At 62.1% G+C, this 22,787-nt stretch carries 23 protein-coding genes and 1 tRNA gene; 13 read left to right on the forward strand and 11 right to left on the reverse strand.

The annotated features are described in order from the left end of the window. Positions 1–138 precede the first annotated feature (138 nt). From EOA23_RS08450 to EOA23_RS08460, 3 genes are read right to left on the reverse strand one after another with little or no spacing between them, the layout of a single operon-like run. On the reverse strand, positions 139–717 hold the full coding sequence (locus EOA23_RS08450; RefSeq protein WP_127303586.1) for a hypothetical protein: 579 nt from the start codon (positions 715–717) through the stop codon (positions 139–141). Next, complete coding sequence (locus EOA23_RS08455; protein WP_127303587.1) at positions 718–981, reverse strand: hypothetical protein; 264 nt, start codon at positions 979–981, stop codon at positions 718–720. A gap of 16 nt (positions 982–997) precedes the next feature. Continuing rightward, positions 998–1,816 carry a terminase small subunit gene (locus tag EOA23_RS08460; RefSeq protein ID WP_127303588.1) on the reverse strand — a complete coding sequence of 273 codons (819 nt, stop codon included), beginning with the start codon at positions 1,814–1,816 and terminating at the stop codon, positions 998–1,000. 271 nt (positions 1,817–2,087) lie between these two features. Here EOA23_RS08460 and EOA23_RS08465 point away from each other — a divergent pair, with 271 nt between their 5' ends. Continuing rightward, positions 2,088–2,501: a hypothetical protein gene (locus EOA23_RS08465; protein ID WP_127303589.1), complete on the forward strand. Its 414-nt coding sequence runs from the start codon at positions 2,088–2,090 to the stop codon at positions 2,499–2,501. A gap of 28 nt (positions 2,502–2,529) precedes the next feature. On the opposite strand, the gene EOA23_RS08470 is transcribed toward EOA23_RS08465, so the two are convergent. From EOA23_RS08470 to EOA23_RS08490, 5 genes are all read right to left on the reverse strand, one after another. Continuing rightward, positions 2,530–5,304, reverse strand: coding sequence for a hypothetical protein (locus tag EOA23_RS08470; protein WP_127303590.1), 2,775 nt, complete (start codon positions 5,302–5,304; stop codon positions 2,530–2,532). An 85-nt stretch (positions 5,305–5,389) separates the two neighbouring features. After that, the gene (locus tag EOA23_RS08475; RefSeq protein WP_127303591.1) at positions 5,390–7,207 is read right to left on the reverse strand and encodes a hypothetical protein; all 1,818 of its coding nucleotides are present in this window, start codon (positions 7,205–7,207) and stop codon (positions 5,390–5,392) included. A gap of 33 nt (positions 7,208–7,240) precedes the next feature. Further along, on the reverse strand, positions 7,241–7,489 hold the full coding sequence (locus tag EOA23_RS08480) for a hypothetical protein (RefSeq protein ID WP_189341548.1): 249 nt from the start codon (positions 7,487–7,489) through the stop codon (positions 7,241–7,243). Beyond that, positions 7,426–7,626: an AlpA family transcriptional regulator gene (locus tag EOA23_RS36365; RefSeq protein ID WP_127303593.1), complete on the reverse strand. Its 201-nt coding sequence runs from the start codon at positions 7,624–7,626 to the stop codon at positions 7,426–7,428. Before EOA23_RS36365 ends, EOA23_RS08480 begins: the two co-directional genes overlap by 64 nt. Positions 7,627–7,698: 72 nt before the next feature. After that, positions 7,699–8,883 carry a site-specific integrase gene (locus EOA23_RS08490; RefSeq protein WP_127303615.1) on the reverse strand — a complete coding sequence of 395 codons (1,185 nt, stop codon included), beginning with the start codon at positions 8,881–8,883 and terminating at the stop codon, positions 7,699–7,701. A gap of 539 nt (positions 8,884–9,422) precedes the next feature. Here EOA23_RS08490 and EOA23_RS08495 point away from each other — a divergent pair. The 5 genes from EOA23_RS08495 (at position 9,423) to fabG (ending at position 15,305) form a co-directional block, all read left to right on the forward strand. Further along, positions 9,423–11,693 carry a propanediol/glycerol family dehydratase large subunit gene (locus EOA23_RS08495; RefSeq protein ID WP_127303594.1) on the forward strand — a complete coding sequence of 757 codons (2,271 nt, stop codon included), beginning with the start codon at positions 9,423–9,425 and terminating at the stop codon, positions 11,691–11,693. After that, on the forward strand, positions 11,690–12,109 hold the full coding sequence (locus tag EOA23_RS08500; RefSeq protein ID WP_127303595.1) for a diol dehydratase small subunit: 420 nt from the start codon (positions 11,690–11,692) through the stop codon (positions 12,107–12,109). The genes EOA23_RS08495 and EOA23_RS08500 overlap by 4 nt, the downstream gene beginning before the upstream one ends. A gap of 27 nt (positions 12,110–12,136) precedes the next feature. Continuing rightward, positions 12,137–12,835, forward strand: coding sequence for a cysteine hydrolase family protein (locus EOA23_RS08505; RefSeq protein WP_127303596.1), 699 nt, complete (start codon positions 12,137–12,139; stop codon positions 12,833–12,835). Between the two features lie 99 nt (positions 12,836–12,934). Further along, a complete protein-coding gene (locus EOA23_RS08510) occupies positions 12,935–14,461 on the forward strand; it encodes an APC family permease (RefSeq protein WP_127303597.1) in 1,527 nt (508 codons plus the stop codon). Between the two features lie 79 nt (positions 14,462–14,540). Beyond that, positions 14,541–15,305 carry a 3-oxoacyl-ACP reductase FabG gene (fabG, locus tag EOA23_RS08515; protein ID WP_127303598.1) on the forward strand — a complete coding sequence of 255 codons (765 nt, stop codon included), beginning with the start codon at positions 14,541–14,543 and terminating at the stop codon, positions 15,303–15,305. A gap of 108 nt (positions 15,306–15,413) precedes the next feature. On the opposite strand, the gene EOA23_RS08520 is transcribed toward fabG, so the two are convergent. Both EOA23_RS08520 and EOA23_RS08525 read right to left on the reverse strand, forming a co-directional pair. After that, positions 15,414–16,424, reverse strand: coding sequence for a phosphotransferase enzyme family protein (locus EOA23_RS08520; RefSeq protein WP_127303599.1), 1,011 nt, complete (start codon positions 16,422–16,424; stop codon positions 15,414–15,416). 115 nt (positions 16,425–16,539) lie between these two features. Further along, positions 16,540–17,823 (reverse strand): aspartate aminotransferase family protein, encoded by a 1,284-nt coding sequence (locus EOA23_RS08525; RefSeq protein ID WP_127303600.1) that lies wholly within the window; start codon positions 17,821–17,823, stop codon positions 16,540–16,542. 102 nt (positions 17,824–17,925) lie between these two features. Here EOA23_RS08525 and EOA23_RS08530 point away from each other — a divergent pair, with 102 nt between their 5' ends. Continuing rightward, positions 17,926–18,687 carry an SDR family oxidoreductase gene (locus EOA23_RS08530; protein ID WP_127303601.1) on the forward strand — a complete coding sequence of 254 codons (762 nt, stop codon included), beginning with the start codon at positions 17,926–17,928 and terminating at the stop codon, positions 18,685–18,687. 184 nt (positions 18,688–18,871) lie between these two features. Here the strand turns inward: EOA23_RS08530 and EOA23_RS08535 are convergent. Then, positions 18,872–18,947: transfer RNA gene (locus EOA23_RS08535), tRNA-Ile, on the reverse strand. 1,088 nt (positions 18,948–20,035) lie between these two features. Between EOA23_RS08535 and EOA23_RS08540 the strand changes: the two genes are divergently transcribed. From EOA23_RS08540 to EOA23_RS08565, 6 genes are all read left to right on the forward strand, one after another. Further along, positions 20,036–20,224, forward strand: coding sequence for a DUF2158 domain-containing protein (locus tag EOA23_RS08540; protein WP_127303602.1), 189 nt, complete (start codon positions 20,036–20,038; stop codon positions 20,222–20,224). 150 nt (positions 20,225–20,374) lie between these two features. Further along, entirely contained in the window at positions 20,375–20,815 is a 441-nt protein-coding gene (locus tag EOA23_RS08545) for an acid-shock protein (protein ID WP_127303603.1), read from the forward strand. Between the two features lie 45 nt (positions 20,816–20,860). After that, complete coding sequence (locus EOA23_RS08550) at positions 20,861–21,403, forward strand: RNA polymerase sigma factor (protein ID WP_127303604.1); 543 nt, start codon at positions 20,861–20,863, stop codon at positions 21,401–21,403. A 74-nt stretch (positions 21,404–21,477) separates the two neighbouring features. After that, positions 21,478–21,927 carry a hypothetical protein gene (locus EOA23_RS08555; protein WP_127303605.1) on the forward strand — a complete coding sequence of 150 codons (450 nt, stop codon included), beginning with the start codon at positions 21,478–21,480 and terminating at the stop codon, positions 21,925–21,927. Continuing rightward, complete coding sequence (locus EOA23_RS08560) at positions 21,924–22,367, forward strand: periplasmic heavy metal sensor (RefSeq protein WP_127303606.1); 444 nt, start codon at positions 21,924–21,926, stop codon at positions 22,365–22,367. Before EOA23_RS08555 ends, EOA23_RS08560 begins: the two co-directional genes overlap by 4 nt. 107 nt (positions 22,368–22,474) lie before the next feature. Further along, positions 22,475–22,765: a hypothetical protein gene (locus EOA23_RS08565; RefSeq protein ID WP_127303607.1), complete on the forward strand. Its 291-nt coding sequence runs from the start codon at positions 22,475–22,477 to the stop codon at positions 22,763–22,765. Positions 22,766–22,787 lie beyond the last annotated feature (22 nt).

A 22,787-nucleotide genomic window follows, 5' to 3' on the forward strand; every position in this document is an offset into this window, starting at 1 on the left:
CATCAGTCTTGTCATGCGTGCCGCCGCTAAGGCGCTGTTCGGCAGCGCTGCGCTGGGCCTGATACCAGTCGGGTGCCTGGGTCGGCTTCGACGGCACATCGTTGGGGAACAGGATGCTTGCCGCGTCGATCTCAGCCATCACGCGGCCTCCTCGTTGTCGTTGACCAAGAAGCTCCAGGCGAAAGCCGCCGTCCCAGCGATTGATTTGCCTGGGCCGTTTAAACGCGCTCTGCCATCGGCGAGCCTGTTGAGCTTGTCGACCACCATGAGCGGCAACCCCATCTGTCCGATGACAGCGCCAGTCAGCGGATGCTGGGCGCGGCTGAGGCTCAGGCGCACGGACAATTCCGCTTCGCTCAATTCGGGCAACGCCGCTGTGATCTCGGCAATTGCAGCGTCGATGCGCGATGCAGCTGCTAGAAGGCGCGCAGCGTGGCCCCTGGCCGCTTCGAAGTGACTGCGCCGCGCCGCCTCCGCCTTTGCTTCACGGGCGGCGGCTTCGGTTGCCCGTGCGCGTTCCAGGGCGCGGGAGAGGATCAAGCGGTCCACGCCCAGGCGTTCAATGCGCTGGTTGATCTCCGCAGCCTTCCTGCCTGCACCGTCGACGCCCGCGACCGCCTCGCCGGCCGTCTTGTCGAACTCGGCACCAAGTTCTTGCACAAGGATATCGAGCGCGGCGATCTTGTCGCTGATTTCCGGTGATGTGACAGGGGTCATCTAGGCCACTCCCGCCCAGGCAGCAGCCGCCAGTTCGGCGATGCTCTTGTCCCCAGCGATGGATGGCTTTCCGATCTGATCCAGCGCGATCAGCGCGAGACGTTCCTGGTAAGCGCGAGACGGTTCGGACTTGGGCCGAAGCTGCCTAATCTCAGCCTCGGCGGCATCGATGATAGCCTTGGCGGCGCGGACCTGACCAATAAGCGTGTCAAGCTCAGCCGCCTTCGTTTGAATTGTTGCGATATTGGCAGCAATGGTTGCCATCGGTCTTTCCTTTCTCTCAGGTATTGCGACGGGTGCTTACAAACCCGTCCTCGGCGTTGTCGTAATCAGTGTCGGCAAAGCCCTGGCGCTCTGGGTATTGCAGGATCGGCTGATACGGAGCGGCCTTCGGTTCTTCCCAATCAGCTGAGATTGCCGGCCGTTCCGGTTCGCTCTCTGGCTTTGGCTCAGGCGCTCGCGCTGCCTGATCTGCGGCCCTCGGCTCGGGCGCTGGCGCACTAGAGGGTTCTGAAACGTAGGCGTCGTGATCCGCTCGGAGGCGAGCGCGCGACAACCGATCGCTCAGACCTTCAAGCCCGCGCAATTCCATTGTGTCTTTGTAGAGCGACAAATGACGCGCAAGCTGATCGAGCGCCTTGCTCTTGTCGGCGAGCTTGAGCGTGAAATTCTGGTTGCGATCGTAGCTCCAGCCGACGATAGCGCGCCGCACGTCTTCCGGCAGTTTGAGGATGTCGACCGCCGAGGTTATGCCGCTGATCGCGTAGCGCTTGCCGTCGATCGAAACGATGCCCTCGCCTTCAAGCGCCTCGCTGGCATCGGTGAGTTCGCGCGCAGCGCCGATCAACTGAGCGGGATCATAGAACGCCATATTAGCGATCTCTTTAAGAACGCGTTCGGATGTGATTTCCGTTTGTTCGGATCGCTCAGTTTTAGCCGCGTCGATCGCCGCCTTGATCTCTGGGTTTTCCAGCAGTCTCGGGCCGGAAGTATCCGCACCCCTAGCGCTGTACCCAGCCCTGATAGCCGCCTGGGTGGCGTTCAGGTCAACGAGGTACTCCTCAACGAAGCGGGCTTGTTTGGGCGTCAGATCGAACATGCGCCGATGATTGGTGGGCGAATGGTTGTCCCGTACACCTCGGGATTTTCAAACCCACATTTACCCACATTCCCGGATTACTGGATTTCCCGGATTTTCTACATCTAAACGCGGGAATTTCGCAGTAGAGGTTGTTTTATATGTACCCATAATGCGAAATTAGTAGGGGTAGCTGAAATCGATCCGGGTAATCCGGTAATCCGGCGTTCCCTATCCTGCTTGACAATGTTGGCTTTCAACCCAACAAAGGTGGCAAGGCAGGGGATGCTACATGAAGATTCGGAATATATTAGCGATAGCTATAGTAGCCAGTGCGGCCGGGTGCCAGACGTTCGAAAACATGGACGCGGGGCTTAGCTCGCTGCGTGGAAAGCCCTATCAAGCGGCTTTCGATATCCTGGGCTTCCCGGATGCAGAGAACACGATAGACGGCAAGCGCGTGTTCAGTTGGGGCAGTCGAGAGACCGGCTCTTACACGTTGCCAACATTCAATTCGAGCACAGCCTACGTGAACGGACAGCCGATCTATGTCCAGTCACAAGGGACCAAGACCGAAACGTACGACTATCACTGCAAGATCGATGTGGTCGTGGGATCATCGGGCATTATCGAGTTCACCAAGTACGACGGGAACATTGGCGGCTGCGAGCGGTACGCAAGCCGGTTCCCCCGCAAGCCTCAGTGACGCCTAATCGGGCCGAGGGTGATCTTGACTAGTTTATCAGGCCGTGCGTGCGCAGCGCGTCCTCAACGGCCTTGATACGCTGTGACGCGTCGCGCGCGGCATTGTTTGTCGCCTGCGCTTCTGTTTGGCTATATGCAGCGCTCATCGTAGCGCCAGCGTAGGCGGCAAAAGCCCCTTTGTTGGCCGTTCCCGTACCAGCCGTCCAGCCAGTCGCGCGAGGGCCGACAACCTGGGTACCGGCAACGGTGAAAGAGCCTGCCGCGTTGATGAGCGTGCCCTGGGCGTACCCCGATATGCCCGTCGCCCCGCCAGAGATAGTGACAAACTCCAAGCGCCCACTCTCTGCCCCGGCCGTTTCCACGAGGATACGCCCACGAAGCTGGGCAAAGGCAGTTGCTGCGAGGGACGAATTGTAGCCAACGAACCGGTAGACCCCAAGACCGTCATTAGCTGCCGGTGATGCGCTGATCCGGGTTGTGTCGATCTGTGGCCCGTGGTTGGCGCTATCGTCGTAGGCCACTGCCCGGAGCGCCGCAGACCCGGAAGTATCGTTGCGGAAGTCGACCATACCGTAACGAACAACAATCGGCGTGCGGTCAAAAGCCACTTCCTCGACCGTGTATTCGGTGAAGGCGGCGGGCGACGTGTTGAGCGCCGCTTGCAACGGAACCGCGATCCGGCCCCTCTTGATCGTCCACTTGGCCGGTGTCTTGAAAACCTTGTTCGGCGGTGCGACGCCCATATTATAGATTTTCAGGTCCAGATCATCGATCCGCACGTTGCCAGCGCCGGCATCCTCGCGGATAACCGCGTCGCTGAAATTCTGGTTGGCCGACAGATTATGCAGGCGGACGCCTTGCAGCACCGCCGTTCCGGCGCTCGGGAGACCAAGCAGCACGCTAGCGGGCGGCTGCGCTTCCAGGTGGCATTCAAGGTCGAGCATTCGCGGCCCGCCGCCGTTCTTGGTGTCGATGATTACCGGCTCGCTACCGTAGGAAAGCAGATAGCTCGCCCGAGCAACAAGCCCGTCACACTGGCCGACGACGAGGGCCGCGCCGGTCTGGTTCCAGGATCGACCGCCAGCGGTGAAGGTGCTGAACCCGGTCGAATTGACGCCGGAAAGCTCGAACGTGCCAGCGCCGAGGTTGATGTTGGCGACGGTGTAGACATTGCCGTTAAGCTGCGTCATGCCGCCGATGTCGTGGTAAAACACCTTGTCGCCGTTCTGGAAGCCAGAGGCGACGAGATCGGCCGGCAAGTGTGATACGACAGCCGGGTTTGCCTTGGTGATGCCAGTTACGGCAGGCGGGTTGTAGGCGTTCCGCATGACGCAAAAGCCGCCGCTCAGATTGTGAACCACGTTCGATTGCGAACCATCGGCCGCAACCGGGATGGTGACAAACGAGGACGCGACGCCGCCGCAATAATCGTCAAGCGTGCCGGCGTGACCGCAGAACACCGCGCCCTTGGCGGCAACGCTGCGATGGCGATTGCTGATATTAACACCGCGATCCGACGAGACCTCAGCGGCGAAATTGATGTAAGCCGCCTTGCTGAAAGAACCGTCGATCGTCAGCCCGTCGATATCGCAATTGGTGACGCCGCCGAAGGAGCCGCCAGAGAGCGCGCGCGACAGCAGCAGGCCGACAGCGGGCGGCGTTGCGTCGTCGCCGTGGATGTTGAAGGCGCGGAACGTTGGCGTATTCGTGCCGGCCATGTCGAGCACGATAGCGCCCGCCGCCGTGCTGGTGAGACCACCATTTTTCAGCACAAGCCCAGGCTGGCGGATCAGCGTGCAGTTGATCGCGGCCGAGACGTTCCAGCGGATGCCCTCGAAATCGAGTTCATAGGTGAAATCCCATTGCCCCGTGTCGAAGGTCTGACGAACGAACGCGATCATGGCGTTGATCGCAGTCGCGTTCGCAGCGGGATCGCCGCCCGAGATCGCGCCATACATCGACGGCGTAAGCTCGCGTTTCGGCAGCACACGCCGCCAAGCGCCGAGATTCGCCGCGATAGCATTCGCCTTGATCGCGATGGCTTCTGACGTGTCAGCCGCGATGACGGCAGAAAAATCGCCCGTGGTCCAGAGCCATTGCCCGAACCGATTTGGTTCAGTCAGATATGCGGATTTGATGTTGGTCGTATCGAGCGCCTTGAGCGCCGCGCGTGTTGCTACGGTAGGCGGTACGCTCGCAGCAGACGCCGCCGCAGCCGCAGCTGATCCAGCCGCCGCCGTGGCGCTGTTGCCCGCCGCCGCAGCCTGAGCGGGAGCGGCAATGATCGCCGCCATGTTATCGGCGGCAGATTGCACAGCGTCGACATGAGCCGCAACGGCGTCGATTTCATTCGCGCTATCGGCAAGGCGCAGAATGTCGCCGACCAATCCGTCAAGCTGGGCAGGGTCTTCGGACGGAGGGATAAGTAAGGCGCGGCTAATCTGCTCCTGCAATTGCTGATCCCGCATAGCGGAAAGATCAAATGCCCTTTCCACCGTTTCGGCGTAATATGGGCCCTGGTTCTCCAGGTCCGTTTCCTGAGTGAACGGGACGTTACGCAGGAACGTCAGGGTGTAGCCAGTCGTCAGCGGCGCGGTGAGCGCCACTTGCCCGCCTGCCGGATTGCCAACATCGGACACGACATAATCCGCGTCGATCGTCAGCACAGTTTCGACGCCGGACAGATCGGCCCGGATCGCCTTGATGTGGTTCTCGTCGACAATGCGAAACTCATAGTCGAAAACGGTCGTGACGCCGTTGCCGTTGTACGGACCGGAACGGTTGGTTTCGCTCGGTGTCGTCATCTTGAAGTGCCCTCGTTGAATTTGAGGGCACGGTAAGGACCGATGGTTGGGAGCTAGAATTTCCGGGCAGGAAACGCGTGCAATATCACCAACTGCTTAGTTCCTGTTCTTGATTAGTGCCAGACGGCTGATCCCGATCGTCATCAGCGACGCGCCAAACGCTGCTATTGCTGTTGCAGTCACGGGGCAGTTGTTCAATCCACCGATTGCCGATCCGTGTTCCTGCATACCGCGCGAGATATCGACCGAAGCGTTTGGAGGAAAACACACTGCCTCTGTCCATGAAGGATGCCAGCGTTTCCTTGAGTAGCGGGCTTTCGGCCACCTTGATAGCTACTTCCCGCGTCGTAAACGGCCCGCTCGGTAGCGCCTGGATGATCTCGGCAAGTTCGTCTTTCTCCGGGTCCGCCGCGCGCTGGGCAGCGACATCGCCCCGGCAGTCAGCAAGGCCAAGCCAGATCAGCGAGGACCGTACAAGATCGCTCCAGTCCTCAAAATTCCCCATCGCAGGAGCCACGTTTGGAGCGCCGGCCGACAGATAAGCGCGCACGACCGTCAGAGCCGCCGCAACTAGCTCGGGCCGCTTGCGCAAGGCCAGATCAATAGCGTCGAACTTGAAACTCCGTTCCTCCGGCCGCTCGCACTTGGCGTCCAGGCGAATTGGGATCGTGCGGCGATTGAGGTCTCCAAAGAGCGTCAGATTGTTGCCCGTGGCGCAGATCAAGCTGGTGGCTGGAATGCGGACATTCTTTGACGAGCCGAGCACGCGAACTTGAACCTCGTCTTGCGTTAGCATCTGGCAAAGCTGGTCGCTCCGCAGGATATGCGTCACATTGTCGATGCTCAAAATCTGGTCACCCGCAAGCGCACAGGCTCCAATCCTTTTTTCAAGCTCTGCCTCGTCTGGTGTCGGGGTCACAACAGCCGCTCGCCGACCGGTTGCCATGACAGCGGCCACGTCGACAACCAAGCTCTTACCGGTACCGGCAGAGGGTGCTGACACCGCAAACATCGGCGCAGTCTTCAGGCTAGGACGCATCACGCTTGTGATCAGCAGCGCTAGGGCGGCGGCGCGGTCGCTGTCTGCTACGAAAGGCAGAGCGGCGATCGGCTCTGACAAGACAGCAAGCGCTTCGGCGGCTTCGCGTTTAGAAGGATTTTCAGGGACGTGCCGCCAGAGCCGTCCACCCACAAGTAGCAATCCTGTTTCAGCGTCATAGCCCGGCTCGCTGATGACCGTTCCGTCATGGCGCAGTGTCGGCGCGCTGATTACCGCCCTGAGGCGCGGCATGGTCCAGTTATGGCCCTTCCTCGCCAGGATCATCCTAGCCACTTCTGGCGGGCAGTCGCACGGCACGAAGTCAGCGACACGAGCGTTGAACTTCATGAACAGAGCACGCTCAGACAGCACCTCGGTAAGCGCGGCCTCGGTGATGGTCGTGACGATTACCGATCCATCGGGACGGCTGGTGTTTTCACCCTGCTTAGCAACGGTCAGGGTCTGCTTGGGCGTGGTATGGGTGACCGGTCGGACAAGTTCATCAGCCCTAGAATATATGCCCAGGGACTGACTAGAGAGGATGGAAATAGCCTGCTCCACCGCCCGGTGAATTTCACCCTTTACGACGTAGATGCGAGGCTTGACGCCTGGGGCTCCAGGGGCCGCGTTGTCGTTACCGCCGATAGGCAACGGCTCAGCCCGAGGGCAAACCCGCTCAGCGGCCTCGCCTGCCGGTTTCTCTGGCGGTTGTGGCGGCGACCAGGGGCGCGCCGTGGCGCGCATGAACGCGTCTAACTGTTCTTTCGACCAGCCGTCATCGATCGCGTCGGCGCAATCCCAGCCCTTCTTAGGAGCCTTGCCGTCCTGCCAATCTTGGAATGAGTAGCATGCGTGGGCGTTCATTCGCCGCGCCCGATCTGACGTTGAATGCGCATTTCAGATGTCGTCATTTTCAGGTTCAGCAGGGTTGCCGTTGTTTTTCTGACGTGGGGCGCGATCAGGCTCAAGGACCACCATAGGAACGGGAACCGGTTTTCGGTCATCGCGTGGGAACGGAACAACGTTGCCGCTCACGATCCGGTGACCCGTTTTTGCGCAAAAATAGATATCTTCCATGATGGTCACGCGGCGTTGCGGGCCAATTTGGCGCGCTCGATTACGGCGAGGATTTCCGAGCGAGGCCATCGGCTCATGCCTCCAATCTTGACCGGCTGCGGTGCAGTCTTGTCCCGCACACGTCGCCAGAACGTTGGCTTCGACATGCCAAGGATGGCGGCGGCTTCTACGTCCCGTAGGAGGGGGTCATCGTGTTCGAACTTCATGTTGGACCTCGGTGATTTGCTAAGACCCGATCCGAATACGTCTGAGACAGTTGCTTCCACCAACACCATGGCTCAAACAGCGCTCGCCGGCCGCGCCTTGCCTGTGCAATGGTCCGCCCACCGCTCCATGAGCTTGGCCCGCTGATCGATGAAGTCTGTTCGGCGATACGCTCGCTCGACAGCGCCACCGACCTTGTGACCAAGGATCGTTTCCGCCACCTCGTGAGGCGCATCGGTACATTCAGCGAGCCAATCGCGCAGAGATGAGCGGAAACCGTGTGGACGCGCTTCCAGCTTCCGCCGTTCCATATAGCGGCTCAGCGTCATGTCGCTTACGACCCCCCGCCTGATGGATGGGAATAGTAAGCCGCCCCGAGCGTGACGTTTGGCTTGCTCAATCAAGGAGAGAGCTTCTTTCGAGAGCGGAACTCGGAACTCGCCTGTTGCGCCCTCTCGCCCCTTCATTAGGTCGGCAGGCACGGTCCACACATCACCGGCAATATGATCGACGCGCAGAAAGCGCAGTGGTCGAGAACGAACCCCGGTTATGATCAATAAGCGCAAGGCCAGATGCGTAACGGAACCGTCGCTCAGGCTTTGGTAGAACGCAGGCACCTCCTGCCAAGGCATCGCAGGAATATTCACGGCCTTGTGCTGCGACGCGCCTATCAAGGCCTTCGCCTTTTCGACAACTTGCGTGTCGACATCGAGCCCAAGCGCGGCAGCGTGGCGCACAACCATGTCCAGGCGATTGAGCGCCTTTCGCATGGTCTCAAACTTCGTGTCTCGCAGGGGCTTAAGTGTATCGCGGATGTCTACTTGGTCGAGATCGGCAACGGGTACCTTACCGAGCTTTGGCAGAACATGGAGTTCGAGGGGGGACAGCCATCGACCGGCCTTACCCTGCCCCCTGAGGTTACCCTTGATCGCTTCGAAGCAATCGGTAGTGACATCCTTCAAAAGATGCAGGTTCCTCGCCGCCTCGCGCTTCTGGCGAACGCGTTCCTTGATTGGGTCACCGCCATCGCGCACAATAGCGCGCCACTTGTCAGCCGTCTTCCGCACCTCAGCCAGGCCAACCTCAGGAAGGGAACCCAAGCCCATTTCGCGACGACGCCCTTGCACTACGACGCGTAGCACCCACTTGCCGGTTTCCTTGCTCGACTTTACTAACCAGAGCCCGCCACCGTCAGCATACTTGCCGGCCGGCGATTGTTTCACGGCCACTGCCGACAATCGGTCTTTAGTCCTTGTCATACCCAGCCCACCCTTCGGTCCACCCTCTAGGTGTAGATGGAATGAGACGACATGAAAAGCTTTGATGTGCATTTGTTGCAATTTGCGCAACAAAATCAAAGAACGCAGCGCCTTCTCGACAATGCCTGCCACTATATGATGTGATTTGATATTGCCTTTATGTGCCCGCAAGCGGCACCAAAAATTCAAGCACTTAGCCGATCGCCTCGCTCGATTTGTCCGAGTGGCGGCGGAAGTTCTCTTCCAGCATCTGCAGCGACGGCGCCTCCCAAACTGAACCAAGAAGGGCACTGAAGAGCGGGCAAGCCACTCAAGTTGAACAACAGCCGCGCATGTTGTCTGCGGGCACTGACGTCTTGACCAGGTCGTAGGCAGGTCTCGAAATCCCGGCGGCTACTCATTTCCGTGAGCGCCGCGCCTATCTCCAAGGTTCCGGTGGTGATGGCAGCCAGGGCAGGCCCTTCGGCGAGATTCGATGCAGGCCATTGTGTGACGATCGGGCATTCAATAGTCTTTCCGTTGGGTCGAGGAATGCACGCATGACGCCGAAACTGAACCGCTGGAAGCGCTTCGCCGACTGGGACGAGCGGCCGTTGCGGCTGGACAAGTTCGCGGCGGAAGACCCTGTCAACGGCTTCTCCGCCTTCTCCAGCCCGGCCGATCCCAAACCCGGCATCGGCATCAAGGGCGGGCGCGTCGTGTCCCTCGATGGAGTGCTCGAGCACGACTACGACATGATCGACCGCTTCATCGCCCGCCATCACATCGACCCGGAAGTGGCGCCGGAAGCGATGGCCCTGGAGTCAGCGACCATTGCGCGCTGGCTGGTCGACATGAACGTGCCGCGCGAAAAGCTCGTGCGGCTCGCCCACGGCATGACACCCGCCAAACTCGCCGAGGTCGTGTCGCAGCTCAACGCGTTGGAGATCGCCTTCGCCTACTCGAAGATGCGGGCACGCAAAACACCAGGCAACCAGGCGCATGTCACCAACGCCAAGGACGACCCGCTCCAGCTCGCCGCGGACGCCGCGACCGCCGTCGCCTTCGGCTTCGACGAGATCGAGACTACGATGCGCGTGTCGCGCAACGCCTGGTCCAACGCGGTGGCGTGTGCGGTGGGCGGCGCCGTCGGCCGCTGGGGAACGCTGTTCCAATGCTCCAGCGAGGAGGCGGAGGAGCTGCGCATCGCCATGGCCGGCTTTACCTCCTACGCCGAAACCGTTTCCGTCTACGGCACTGAAAAGTCGTTCACCGATGGCGACGATACGCCGTGGTCCAAGGCATTTCTCGCCGCCGCCTACGCCTCGCGCGGCGTCAAGATGCGCTGTACGTCGGGCGCCGGCTCCGAATTGCTGATGGGTTTCCATGAAGCAAAATCGCTGCTGTACCTGGAGGCGCGCTGCCTCTGCCTGCAGCGCGGCATGGGGGTGCAAGGCACGCAAAATGGCGGTATCGACGGAGCGCCTTTGACCGCCACTATACCCGGCGGTGTTCGTGAACTGATGGCCGAGAACCTCATCGCCGTCTGGCTCGATCTCGAATGCGCATCAGGCAATGATGCGCGCTCCACCGAATCGGAAATTCGTGTCGGCGCCAAGATCCTTCCCTACCTGATTGCCGGCTCGGACCTGATCTGCTCCGGGATGGGGTCGATCCTGAAATACGACAATTCGTTCAATCCTTCTCTGATCAACGGCGAGGAGCTGGAAGACTATCTGGTGCTGCAGCGCGATTTCGAGGCCGATGGCGGACTGACGCCGCTGCCCGAGTCCCGCGCGATCGAGTTGCGCGAGCGGGCGGTGGCGGCGATCGCCGCGGTGTTCGAGGAGCTCGGCCTGTCGACACCGACCGAGGACATGAAGACCAGCGTGGTTTATGCCTCCGGTTCCGACGACACGCGCAGCCTGATGCCGCGCGACGTGAGCTTCATCAGCGAGGCCATCAAGGAGCGCGGCATCACCGTGATCGACGTCGTCAAGGCGCTGGCCAAGCGTGGGTTCCGCGAAGAGGCGGAGAACCTCCTCGACGTGGTCAAGCTGCGTCTTTCCGGTGACTATCTCCAGACCTCGGCCATGATCCGCAATGGGCGGATCGTCAGCGCGGTCAACGACCCGAACGACTATCTCGGTCCTGGCTCCGGCTATCGCGTGTCCGAAGAACGGCGCCTGCAGCTCAACGACATCCGCGATGTGCTGGATCAGAAAGAAGTGCTGCGCTCGGAGGCCCTGCACGAGAAGGACGAGGCAAGGCACATCCGCTATCGCAATCTTGGGCCGGCAGCCAACGGGTCGACAAACGACGATTTGGTCATCGGCATCAGCCCGGCCTTCGGGCTGAAGCTCTACCGAACGACGGCCGGACATCGGCTGTCCGAGGTGCTTGGCGCCATGCTGGATGCGATCCGCGCGCGCGGGCTCAAGGCGCGCGTCGTCCGCTTCCGCCATACGGCTGATACTTCCTTCCTTGGCCTGTCCGCTGCCCGGCTTGCCGGCAGCGGCATCGGCATCGGCATCCAGGCCAAGGGCACGGCCGTCATCCATCAGCGTGACCGCCAGCCGCACAACAATCTGGAACTGTTTTCCAATGCCCCGATCACCAGGCTCGAGCACTATCGCGCCCTCGGTGCCAATGCGGCGGCCTATGCGCTGGGCGAAACGCCGGAGCCCATCGTGGTGCCGCAGCGAGGCGAGGCCATGGGGTCGCGCTACCATGCGCGCGTCGCCCTCATCTACGCCATCGAAACCGGGCTGACCGAGGCCGGCGCGGCTCCCGAAGAGGTCGACGTCATCCTGACGGGAGCGAAACAGTGACCCTTACGCGTGCCGACTATCCGCTCGCCGAAACCCAGCCTGGCGCCGTGACGGGCAAGCGCGGCAAATCGCTTCCTGAGATAACGCTGGATTCGGTGCTTGCCGGCGAGGTGACGATGGAAGACCTCCGCATCACGCCGCAAGCGCTTCAGGCGCAGGCCGATGTGGCGCGCGATGTCGGCCGGCCGACTCTCGCCCTCAACTTCGAGCGCGGGGCAGAGCTGGTCGAGGTGCCGCAGGATTTCATCATACAGGTCTACGAACTGCTGCGCCCAGGCCGCGCCAAGTCCAAGGAAGAATTGCTCGAGGCCGCCGCCACGATGCGCGAGACCTACCAGGCCGAACGCATCGCCCGTTTCATCGAGGAAGCCGCCGAGACCTACGCGGCGCGCGGCCTTTTCACGTTCCGCTTCTGAAGGACCGCCCGCTTCTGAAAGGACTGCATGAGCTGGAAAACCGGATTCCGTTCGCTCTATTACCTCGGCGCACCCGAGCCGGACGATCCGGTGCTGGTGCCGGCACAGACCGCCATCCTGATCATCGACGTTCAAAACACCTACCTGGAACGGCCGGATCGCGCATCGCTTTCACCGCAGGAACAGCAGCGCTACGATCTGTGGACGCCGTTCCACGAGCGCATGCACGGCACGGTCATACCGAACACGGCAAGATTGCTGGAGTTGGCACGGGCAAATGGCATCGAATGCCTTTTCGCCCGCATCGCCTGCCATACCAAGGACGGGCGCGACCGCTCGCTGTCCCAAAAAATGCCGGGCTGGAACAATTTGCTGCTGCCAAAGAACGACGCGGCATCGCAGCTCGTTGCCGAGCTTCAGCCGGCAGGCGACGAAATCGTGGTGACCAAGACCACCGATTCCGCGCTGACCGGAACGAATCTGCGCCTCATCCTGCACAATCTCGGCATCAGGAACGTCATCTGTTGCGGTATCTTCACGGACCAGTGCGTGTCTTCGACTGTGCGCAGCCTGGCCGACGAAAGCTATGTCGTCATCGTGCTCGAGGATTGCTGCGCGGCGGCGACCGACGAGCTTCATCGCAAGGAGCTCGAAATCATCAACATGATCTATTGCCACGTCATGTCGAGCGCCGAGCTTTGCAAAATCATGGCCTTGGCAAAGTGATGCGGCGTCCGTAGTGTCAATACAGCACTCGCAGGCCGGGACACATCGGCCGCCACGTGTGGGGAACTGCATACAGCTGTCACGAATGGAGAGGGCTTCATGGCCACGGAAACTGCAAGCGGGACGATCGACGTCTCGAAGAGTAACAGCATCAACCTTTTGCACTCGAAGGCCGTGGGGCTCGCCGGAGTGCTCTTTCTGGCCGTCACCGGCGCGGCGCCGATGTCGGCGATGCTGGGCAATGTGCCGTTCGCGGCAGGCTACGGCATCGGCAAATACACGCCGGCCGCCTTCCTGATGGCGACGATCGTGCTGACCATCTTCTCGGTCGGCTATGCGGCGATGGCATCGCGGGTATCGTCCGTCGGTGGCTTCTACTCATTCATCAGCCAAGGGCTCGGCCGCGAGGTCGGCATGTCGGCCGGCATTGGCTCGCTCGCCTGCTACTCGCTGTTCGAGGCCTCGCTCACTGGTTTGTTTGCATTTTTCGGCAATCTTTGGATTTCCCAGCACTTCGGCATTAACGTGCCGTGGATCGTGCTCGCGCTCGCCATGATCGTGGTGATCGCGGCACTCGCCTATCGCGACGTGAAGGTGTCGGCACGGCTGCTCGGGATCGCCCTCATTCTTGAAGTGATCATGCTGGTGATCTTCTCGCTGGGCGTGCTTTTCGCTCATGGCGGGACGAATTTTTCCGGCGATTCGCTCAATGTGTTCAAGGTGTTCACGCCTGTCGCCGAGCAGAAGGTCGGCGATGTGGCGATACCCGCCGGCGAGGCCGCCGTCGGTATCTTCATGGCGTTCTGGTCGTGGGTCGGTTTCGAGATGGCGCCGAACTACGCCGAGGAATCGCGCGATCCAAAGCGCATCATTCCGCAGTCGCTGCTGATTTCGGTCATTGGCCTCGGCCTGTTTTACACCTTCGTCAGCTGGTGCGCAGTGGCGGCCTATCCCACCGAGGCCGACATGGTGGCCAAAGCCTTCTCCGACGGCGTGAACTTCTTCCTGACACCCATTCAGACTTTTGTCGGCGGCTGGGGCTATCAGCTGATGTCGCTGCTCATCCTCACCAGTTCCTTCGCCTGCGGCATGGCCTTTCACAACACCGCTTCCCGTTACTTATACTCGCTGGCTCGCGAGGGCGTCCTGCCACAGGCGATCGCGGAGACGCATGATCACCACAAGAGCCCTCACAAGGCCTCGGCCCTGCAGTCGGTTCTGGCGGCGATATGGGTCCTGCTCTACGGTCTGGCCTACGGCTTCGACGATCCGTCGGGACAGGCCTGGCTGGGCGTCTACACGCTGTTTGCGGTGCTCGGCACCGGACTGCTGCTGGTGCTGCAGGCGGTCGTCTCGCTGGCGATCTACATGTGGTTCAAGAAGAACGGCGGCGGCAGCCTGCTGGCGACGGTCATCGCGCCGTTGATCTCGCTCGTGGTCCAACTGGTCCTCGTCTACACGCTGGTGGCCAATCTCGCGACGCTCGGCGGCACCAATGGCTTCGCCAGGAGCATCCCCTATGTCGGGCTTGCGATCCTTATCGTCGGCCTGATCTGGGGTTTCGTGCTGAAGTCCACCAACCCCAAGGCGTACGCCAACATCGGTCACATGGTGAACGAAGGCTAAAGCGCTACCGCCCAGAAATCCTTGCGACAACGGGGACGGGGTATCACTCTGTCCCCGTCTCATTTTGGAGCTTCAGATCATGACCCAGTCTTTGAAGGGCCGGTGCGTCGTTGTTACCGGCGGATCGAAAGGCATCGGCAAGGGCATAGCGCGGGTGTTCGCACTCTCGGGTGCCAAGGTCGCGATCATCGCGCGCCATCCCGACCAGGCCGAAGCCGCGGCCGCCGAGATCGGCCATGGCGCCTTTGGCGTGGTTGGCGACGTCACCTCGCTCGCCAGCATCGAAAGCGCTTTTGGGACAGTGGCCGGGAGAAACGGGGGCATCGACGTGTTGTGTGCCAATGCCGGAATTTTCCCGCAGGCCCGGCTCGAGGACATGACTACAAAACAATGGGACGAGGTTGTCGACACCAACCTCAAGGGCACCTTCCACGCGGTCAAGGCGGCGGTGCCATATTTGAAGACATCCGACCAGGGCCGCGTCGTGCTCACGTCGTCGATCACCGGCCCGGTCACCGGCTTCCCCGGTTGGTCGCACTACGGCGCCACCAAGGCGGGGCAACTCGGTTTCATGCGCACGGCCTGCATCGAGCTGGCGAAATACGGCATCACCGTCAACGCCGTCATGCCGGGCAACATCATCACCGAGGGCCTAGCCGGCCTGGGCGAGGATTACCAGAAGACGATGGCCGCCTCGATCCCGCTCAAGCGGCTCGGAACCGTGGAGGACATCGGCCACGCCGCGCTCTACTTTGCGTCGAAGGAAGCCGGATACGTGACGGGACAGACGATCATCGTCGATGGCGGCCAGATCCTGCCGGAGAGCCTGGAGGCACTGGCATAGAGCGGCTCGTGACGAACCGCTCTATCTCTTTGCCTGACGCAATTCCCCAGGGAAAGCGCTACGCGCTTTTCCCGGGAAAACCGTTTCAGGCCTTTCCTGCGATTGCTGTCAGGAAAACTTGCTCAGATAGGCCTCGCACAGCCCGACGGTTCCCTCGGTGTAGGGAAGGCCCATCGACTTTGCGAGGTCCGTTTCAGCGTGCGAGCCGATCCAGGCAACCAGCAACAGGCGGCGCAGCATCACGAAGGTCGGGATTTCGTCCTCGTCCGCCCTGGGCAGGTCAAGCACGCGGCGATAGCCGGTCGTCCACGACTGGATGAGATCGGTTGCCTGCGGCTCATGCTCGTAGAAAGAGATGGGCGTCGCGGCGTCGTACATAAACCAGCCGAAGCCGCAGTCGTCGAAGTCGATCACCTTGACCGTCTTGCCGTCGATCAAAAGGTTGGCGAGCCGCAGGTCGCAATGGATGAGGCCAAAGCGGTCGTGGCCCTTGCCGAAGGCGGCGAGCCTGCGGCGGATCAGCTCCGCGGTGCGGCCAAAGAGCTTGGCTTTCGCGGCGTCGACGCCCATGCCGTCACGCCAGCGCCCCCAATGGGGGTTTTCCTCGCCGAGACTTGTCTCGAAATCCCACACGTGGCGAGTGAACCAGGATGGGCGCTTCCATTGCCGGGCGTGGATGTGCATGCGAGCCGTCACCTCGCCAAGCACCTCGAAAGGTTCGGCGAGCGCTTCGCCTATGCCCGGCTCCGAACCGGTCTCCCATTGCGACAGCACGACATTGCGGGGTTGCGCCAGCCTGGCATGGCCGGCACGCTGGATCTGCTCGCCATCCTTGCCCGCCACCGGCACGGGGGTGGGCACGACCCCGGTCTGGCGCAAGTCGGTCAGCCAGGCCAGTTCGGACTGGATGGCCGTCCTTGAATGGTAGCCGTCGCGATGGATGCGGAGCGCCCAGCGCCGGCCGTCGGGAGCCGCAACCTTATAGGTTGCGTTCTCCGACAGGTTGATCATCGTGACGGAGACGTCCGCCGGCAGATCGTAGTTGGCGATGGCCGCCTCCGCCGTCTCCTGCAGGATGCCGAGTTGCTGGTCATGGGTGAGCGCGTCGAAATCCGTCACTGTCCGTCCTGCCTATCTTTGCACCCTTGTCCCCTGCCGGAACCCTGCGATCTCAGCAAGTCCAATCGCCAGCCCGCGCTGGACGCCTGGCAGTTTCAACCAGGTTTGGACCATGTCAATTCGCCTTGCCTGCCTGATGCAGCAGCTCCCGGGCGCGCGGCATTGCCGCATCGAAACGATCCATGATGTCCCGGCAGGTTTCGCGATCCAAAAGCACGCCGGGCTTCCACTGCAGCACCCGCTTGTCGAGCGACGAGAAGATCGCCCAGACGCCCTGCTCGTAGAGTGCGCGTGACACGAAGACGGCGCCCTCCGGGTGGTTGCTGAATTCCAGGCCGAGGATCACGCCTTTCTGGCGCAGGCCGGTGAAGATGTCGCCGTGCCGAGCCAGCATCTCGCCCATGGCCTGCGCCATGAACTCGGTCACGGTGCCGACATTGGCCACCAGCTCAGGCCGCTGCAGCATCTCGATGACCTTGTGGGCGACGACACAGCCGAGCTCGGCCCCGCCCGTGGTCGAGATGTGGGCGGCCCCATCCTCGTTGAGCCAGCCGCCGGCCTTGTCGTTCACCAGTGCCGCGCTGATCGGATAGAGCCCGCCGGACAGGCCCTTGGCCGTCACCATTATGTCCGGCTGGACGCCATAGGCCTGCCAGCCCCACATGCTGCCGGTCCGCATCAGGCCGGTCTGGACCTCGTCGGCGATGTACATCGCGCCATGCTTTTCGCACAGCGCCTTGCAGGCGCTGAGATAGCCGTCCTTCGGCATCGGGAAGCCGTAAGTGGCGGGGATCGTCTCCATGATCAGCGCCGCGACGTCTTCGCCCTCGAGCGCCTGCTCCATGGCGTCGATATCGTTGAAGGGGACCTGGATGAACATCTCCGGCTGGTTGGAAAGAAAGATCTTGGTGAAGCGATCGTCGCCGGTCGCCACCGCGAGCCCCGAATGCCCGTGATACCCCTTGATGATCGACACGATCTTGCGCCGCTTGGTGGCATAGCGGGCACTCTTGATGGCGATGTCCACCGCCTCCGCGCCGCCCGGCGCGAAGACCGCATATTTCATTCCCGGCGAGACATCGACGAGGGATTCGGCCAGCGCAGTGCGCGCCACGGAGGGGAACCAGTGATTGCCGATGTCGAAATAATCGAGCGCGCTCTTCAGCGTCTCGACCAGTTCCGGGTTGCGGTGACCGAGATTGTAGGTGCCGCCGTTCAGGTGCAGGTCGATCAGGCGGCGGCCCGACATGTCGTAGAGGAAGTAGCCCTCCCGCCTGCCGATAACCAGATCGATCCCGGCCTTCTGCCAGAACCTGGTCTTGTCGGGATTCCAGAAACGGATTGCCTTGTCGAAAAAATCCTGCTTCGACTCGAACTTGAAGGGGCCGAAGTCGTACATGCCTGTTTTTTCCCCAAAGGTTGATCGGCGCGCACCCAAGCCGGCGAGGCTCGTTCGCCGGATGATGCAGGATTACGGGTCAGGGAGAAAGGGGGCTGAAAGATGATCCTGAAGGACAGGACCGCGATCGTCACCGGGGCGGGATCGGGCATCGGCAGGGCGGCAGCTCTGATCATCGCGCGCGAGGGTGCGGTGGTCGGCGTGGCGGATCGCAGCGCTGACAGCGCGAACGCGACCGTCGACCAGATTGTTACTGCTGGTGGCCGAGCGAAAGCGCTTGTGTTCGACCTGACCGACGATCAGGCGCTTGAAGCCTGTTTCCGCAATTTCATCGACACACAAGGCAGGATCGACATCCTGCACAATCATGCCGGCGTACAGGTAGAGGGTGACGTGCTCGGTGTGAGCGTCAAAGGCTTCGACACGTCCTGGACGCTCAATGTGCGGGCTCACTTCCTGGGTGCCCGCATCGTCATGCCATTCATGAAGAAGGCAGGCCGCGGCGTCATCCTCAACACATCGTCGAGCTCCGGCGTGCTCTACGACCGCGAGATGATCGCTTATACGACGACCAAGCACGCGGTGATCGCGATGACCAGGCAGATGGCCGGCGACTATGGCCGCTTCGGCATTCGCGTCAACGCGCTTTGCCCGGGTTGGGTGGACACGCCTTTCAATGCTCCTTTCATCGCCCAGATGGGAGGCCGGGAAGCCATCGAAGCCTACATCCGCGAAAAAGTGCCGCTTGGTCGTTGGGCAAGCGTCGAGGAAATCGCGGAGGCGGTGCTGTTTCTTGTGTCCGACCGGTCCTCGTACATGACGGGTCAGATTCTGGTTATCGATGGAGGAGAGACGGTGATCTAGGCGTGGGCTTCAGGAGGTTATTCGGACCGGACCGAGGAGACTGGAGTCACCAGGCTTCGACACGCGTCGGAGAGTCCGAACGGACATCCAAGAGAATACCCCGTCCCGCTACTTCTCACAGGTGACATCAACAGCGGTCGCTTAATTCCCGAGGAATAAGCGTAGGCATTTGAAATGGAATAGTTGGTGGGCCCGGAGGGACTCGAACCCCCAACCAAGCGGTTATGAGCCGCCGGCTCTAACCATTGAGCTACAGGCCCCACGCGGGCTGGCTTAGTGTTTTTCGCTCTTCGGCACAAGCCTCTCCGAATGCGCCGGTTCGATCGCCAGGGTCAGGCCATATCCCTGAGATGGAGCGGTTTGAAATGACCGGGTGGTGTAGCGACGACCCGATCTTTCGAACTTCGATTTGATCGCTGCTGCTGCTGGACCTTGCCCTGCGGCGGTCCGCTTTCGCCTTCCGAGTTGCTTCAGCCGCAAACGCTGCCTGCGGAGGAAGAGGTTTGCCTCCATCCAAGAGAAACGTGATCCAGCGCGGGTTGCCGGCTCTCCAGAGCGGCGTCTTTGTTGCTTTTGACCCGGCCCGATCCGCGCCCGATGCCGGCGGCCTGGGACAGGTATCTGATGGCGCGCCCGCAGATTTTTGCCAAGCCGCGCTGACAGATCACCGGCACAGGCAATCTGCCCCAACGGAATAAGGGGCTATATCTTTGGTCCTTTCGGACCAATGCGTCCGGCAGGATGGACCTCGGTCGATTGTGGACCGGCGGGCAAATCAGACAGTCTCGCCATCGCGCCGGCTGATAACCCCAAGCCCCCCGCCCATCGGTTGGCGCATGCCCGGCTCGTGGACCTCAAAATCCTAACCACAAAAGCGAGCCGGGCTTCCATCCGCGTGCCCGCACCGAGACGCAAATTGCCGGAAATGCAATGAGGAGTTGGACTGTCTATCACGTCGATTTCACGGCAGGCGGCAACAGCCCGCTTTTAACCGAGATCGGAAGCGTTGAAGCAGACAATCTCCTGGCAGCGGTTATGAAGGCACAGGCATTGTGGCCCGATGAGAGGTCCATGACCGTCCGCCCGGCGGGACAAGACAGCCAATCGGCGCAGCCACCGGGTCCACAGCGCGACACCGATTGAAGGCATGCAGCGATCAGGCCGATCGCTTGGCCTGCGAAGCCCCGACGCCATCCGGCCACGCATGGAGCGCTGCCCGGCGCGCCAGGCAAGCGGCATCGGTTTTTCGACACCTTCCCAACCCTGTACCACGTCATCGGCGCATCTCGGCCATTGTCGGGAGTAGCTGTTGGTGGGAAACTCGGCCGGTCAGCATGGGAGGTCGAAAATGCCCAATAGTTTCAAGACCGGAGACGTCGTCAGGCTGAAGTCCGGAGGTCCGGAAATGACCGTCAGCGACGGCGCGGCTTCCGGCATGTATCTGTGCCACTGGTTCAACCGCGAGGGCGACGTCTGGACCCCGCAGCATGCCGGCTTCAAATCGGACCAGTTGATGGTGGTCGACAACCAGAGATAGTCGCCGCTTCCGTTCGGGCGCAATCCGGTCCAGCGCAACCGGATCGGATGAATTTGCTGTCCGGCCGAAAAGACCGACGGATTTTGCTCGTCGCCGCGTTCAACGGCTGAAGCGTGGCCGCCAATGGCCGCGCCAACCGGAGACGAGAGCATGATCCGCCTATTCGCCTTTGCCCTTGGCCTGCAGACCGCTGTCGCCGTCGCCGTCGCCCAGACGACGACGCCTGCCCCCGCGCCAGCCCAGATGACGCCGGACAGCTCGGCGGCCGCCAAGCCTGACCAAACCAAGTCCAGCCTGACGCTGGAAAAGTTCGAGGCGCGCCGGGAAAAGGCGTTCATGCGGGCCGACACCGACAATGACGGCAAGGTCAGCCTCGCCGAATGGACCGCTTTCCAGACCGCGCGCAAGGCCAAGGGCGATCCGGCCAAATCCTTCGCGCGCATGGACGCCAACAAGGACGGCTTCGTCGACAAGAGCGAGCTCGACGCTTTCCTCGCCAAGCGCTTCGCCAAGCTGGACAAGAATGGCGACGGGGTGATCGGCGCCGACGAGCGGCCAGGCCACAAAACCGCTCCCAATCAGGAGCAATGACCAAGAGGTTATGCCGCGCAATGAGACATGTGAGCGCCCCTGTTGATGGGCGCAGATCCGGACGAGGAGCTGGTACGGCGCATCGGCGCCGGCGACCCTGCCGCCGTGCAGGCGATGGTGACGCGCAAGCTGCCGCGCATCCTGGCTCTGGCCGCGCGGATGCTGGGCGACGCGGCGGAGGCCGAGGACGTCGCCCAGGAGACTTTCGTGCGCATCTGGCGCCACGCCTCAGGTTGGCGCCAGGGGCACGCACGCTTCGACACCTGGATCCATCGCGTCGCGCTCAACCTCTGCTACGACCGGCTGCGGCACCGGCGCGAATGGGTAACGGACGAGCTGCCGGAGGTGGCCGATGACACACCGCTTCCCGATGCCATGCCGGGCGACGAAGAGCGCAGGGTCAACCAGGCCTTGCTGCGCCTCGCGCCGCGCCAGCGCGAGGCGATCGTGCTGGTCTATTATCAGGAGCTGTCCAACATCGAGGCCGCCGGCGCCATGCAGGTCAGCGTCGATGCGCTGGAAAGCCTGCTCGCGCGGGCTCGCCGCGCCCTGCAGGCGATGCTTATCGGAGACGATGGCGATGACTGAGACAGCAAGGGAGTTGCCGGCTTCGCGGATGAGGGCGTGGGGGGCCACGTCAAAACGGTGGAAGGGGGAACGATATGGCTGAGAGGACGAGAGAAGGGCCGATGGATGCTGGACGCTTCGCCGCGCTGGCGGACGCCTATGGCAGCGCCTTGCACCGCTGGCCGTCGGCCGAGCAGGCCGCCGCCACGCTGTTTGCCGAGACCGAGCAAGGCCGCGCCATCCTGGCGCGCGCCGGCAGGCTCGACATCATGCTCGACCGGCATCGGGTCGAGGCGCCCAGCCCGGCGCTGCATCGCGCCATCGTCGCCCGCGCCGCGACCGAGGTCCGGCAGGAGCGCCGCCGCCGGTTCTGGTGGCTGGGCTTCGGGCTTGCCGGCGTCGGGCTTGCCGGCGCCGTGGCCGGGCTGGCGCTGGTAACCGTCGTCAGCCCGGATATCCAGCCCGATCATTATGTGATGGACGCCAATGCGACGTCATTCGGCGACGCCGGGCCCGATGCCGACCAGGCGGAGGAGGATCTATGAACCCCCGTCTTGTCGCGGCATCCCTGGTGCTGAATGTTTTTCTGATCGGCGCGGTGGCCGGCGGCGCCGGTTGGCTGATCGGCAAATCCAACCTGGGCTATTCGCTGGAATCGGCCGGCGGCCGGCTGCCCACCGCCGACCGCAAGATTTTCCGCCAGGCGCTGCGCGAGGTGCGCCGCGAGTCCCGCGACGTGATCCTTGATGGGCAGGCTGCGCGGCGCGAGGCGGCGAACCTGCTGCAGCAGCCCACCCTCAACACCGCCGCCCTTGCGGCGGCCCTGGAGCGCGCGCGCAATGCCGATGTCACCGTGCGCACCCGGTTGGAGCAGCGCATCATCGAATTCGCCGCGTCGGGCTCGCCGGAAGACCGCCAGTTGCTGGCGGACGCACTGTTGCGGCGTGCCGGCCGGCAGCCGCCGCCTGCAAAAAAATCGCCATAGGCAGCGACGGAAAAGCGGGCGCGCCCCGTTCAAGGGAAAGAGGGACAGGCCTGCCGTCAGTCGATGCCGGCAGGTTCTCTTCAACCTCGGAACTTCGGGAGCATCCCATGAACAATCTGACGAAATATTCGCTCGCCGCCGCGCTCGCCATCGGCGGGACGGTCGCCGCAAGCGCGGCTTGGGCCATGCCGATCGCGCCGGTTGCGCCCGCCGCGCCGGCAATGGTCGAGCAAGTCGCCTGGGGCTGCGGTCCGGGCTGGCATCCCAACTACTGGGGCCGCTGTGTCCCCAATCGCCGCGTCGTCTATCCCGGCTATTATTACTGGGGCGGACCGCGCGTCTATATCGGCCCGGCTTGGCATCCGTACCACCGCTGGCACCACTGGCGCCGCTGGTGATGATGACCCGCTTATGACGCCG

The organism is Mesorhizobium sp. M2A.F.Ca.ET.042.01.1.1 (assembly GCF_003997405.1).
Lineage (GTDB): Bacteria > Pseudomonadota > Alphaproteobacteria > Rhizobiales > Rhizobiaceae > Mesorhizobium.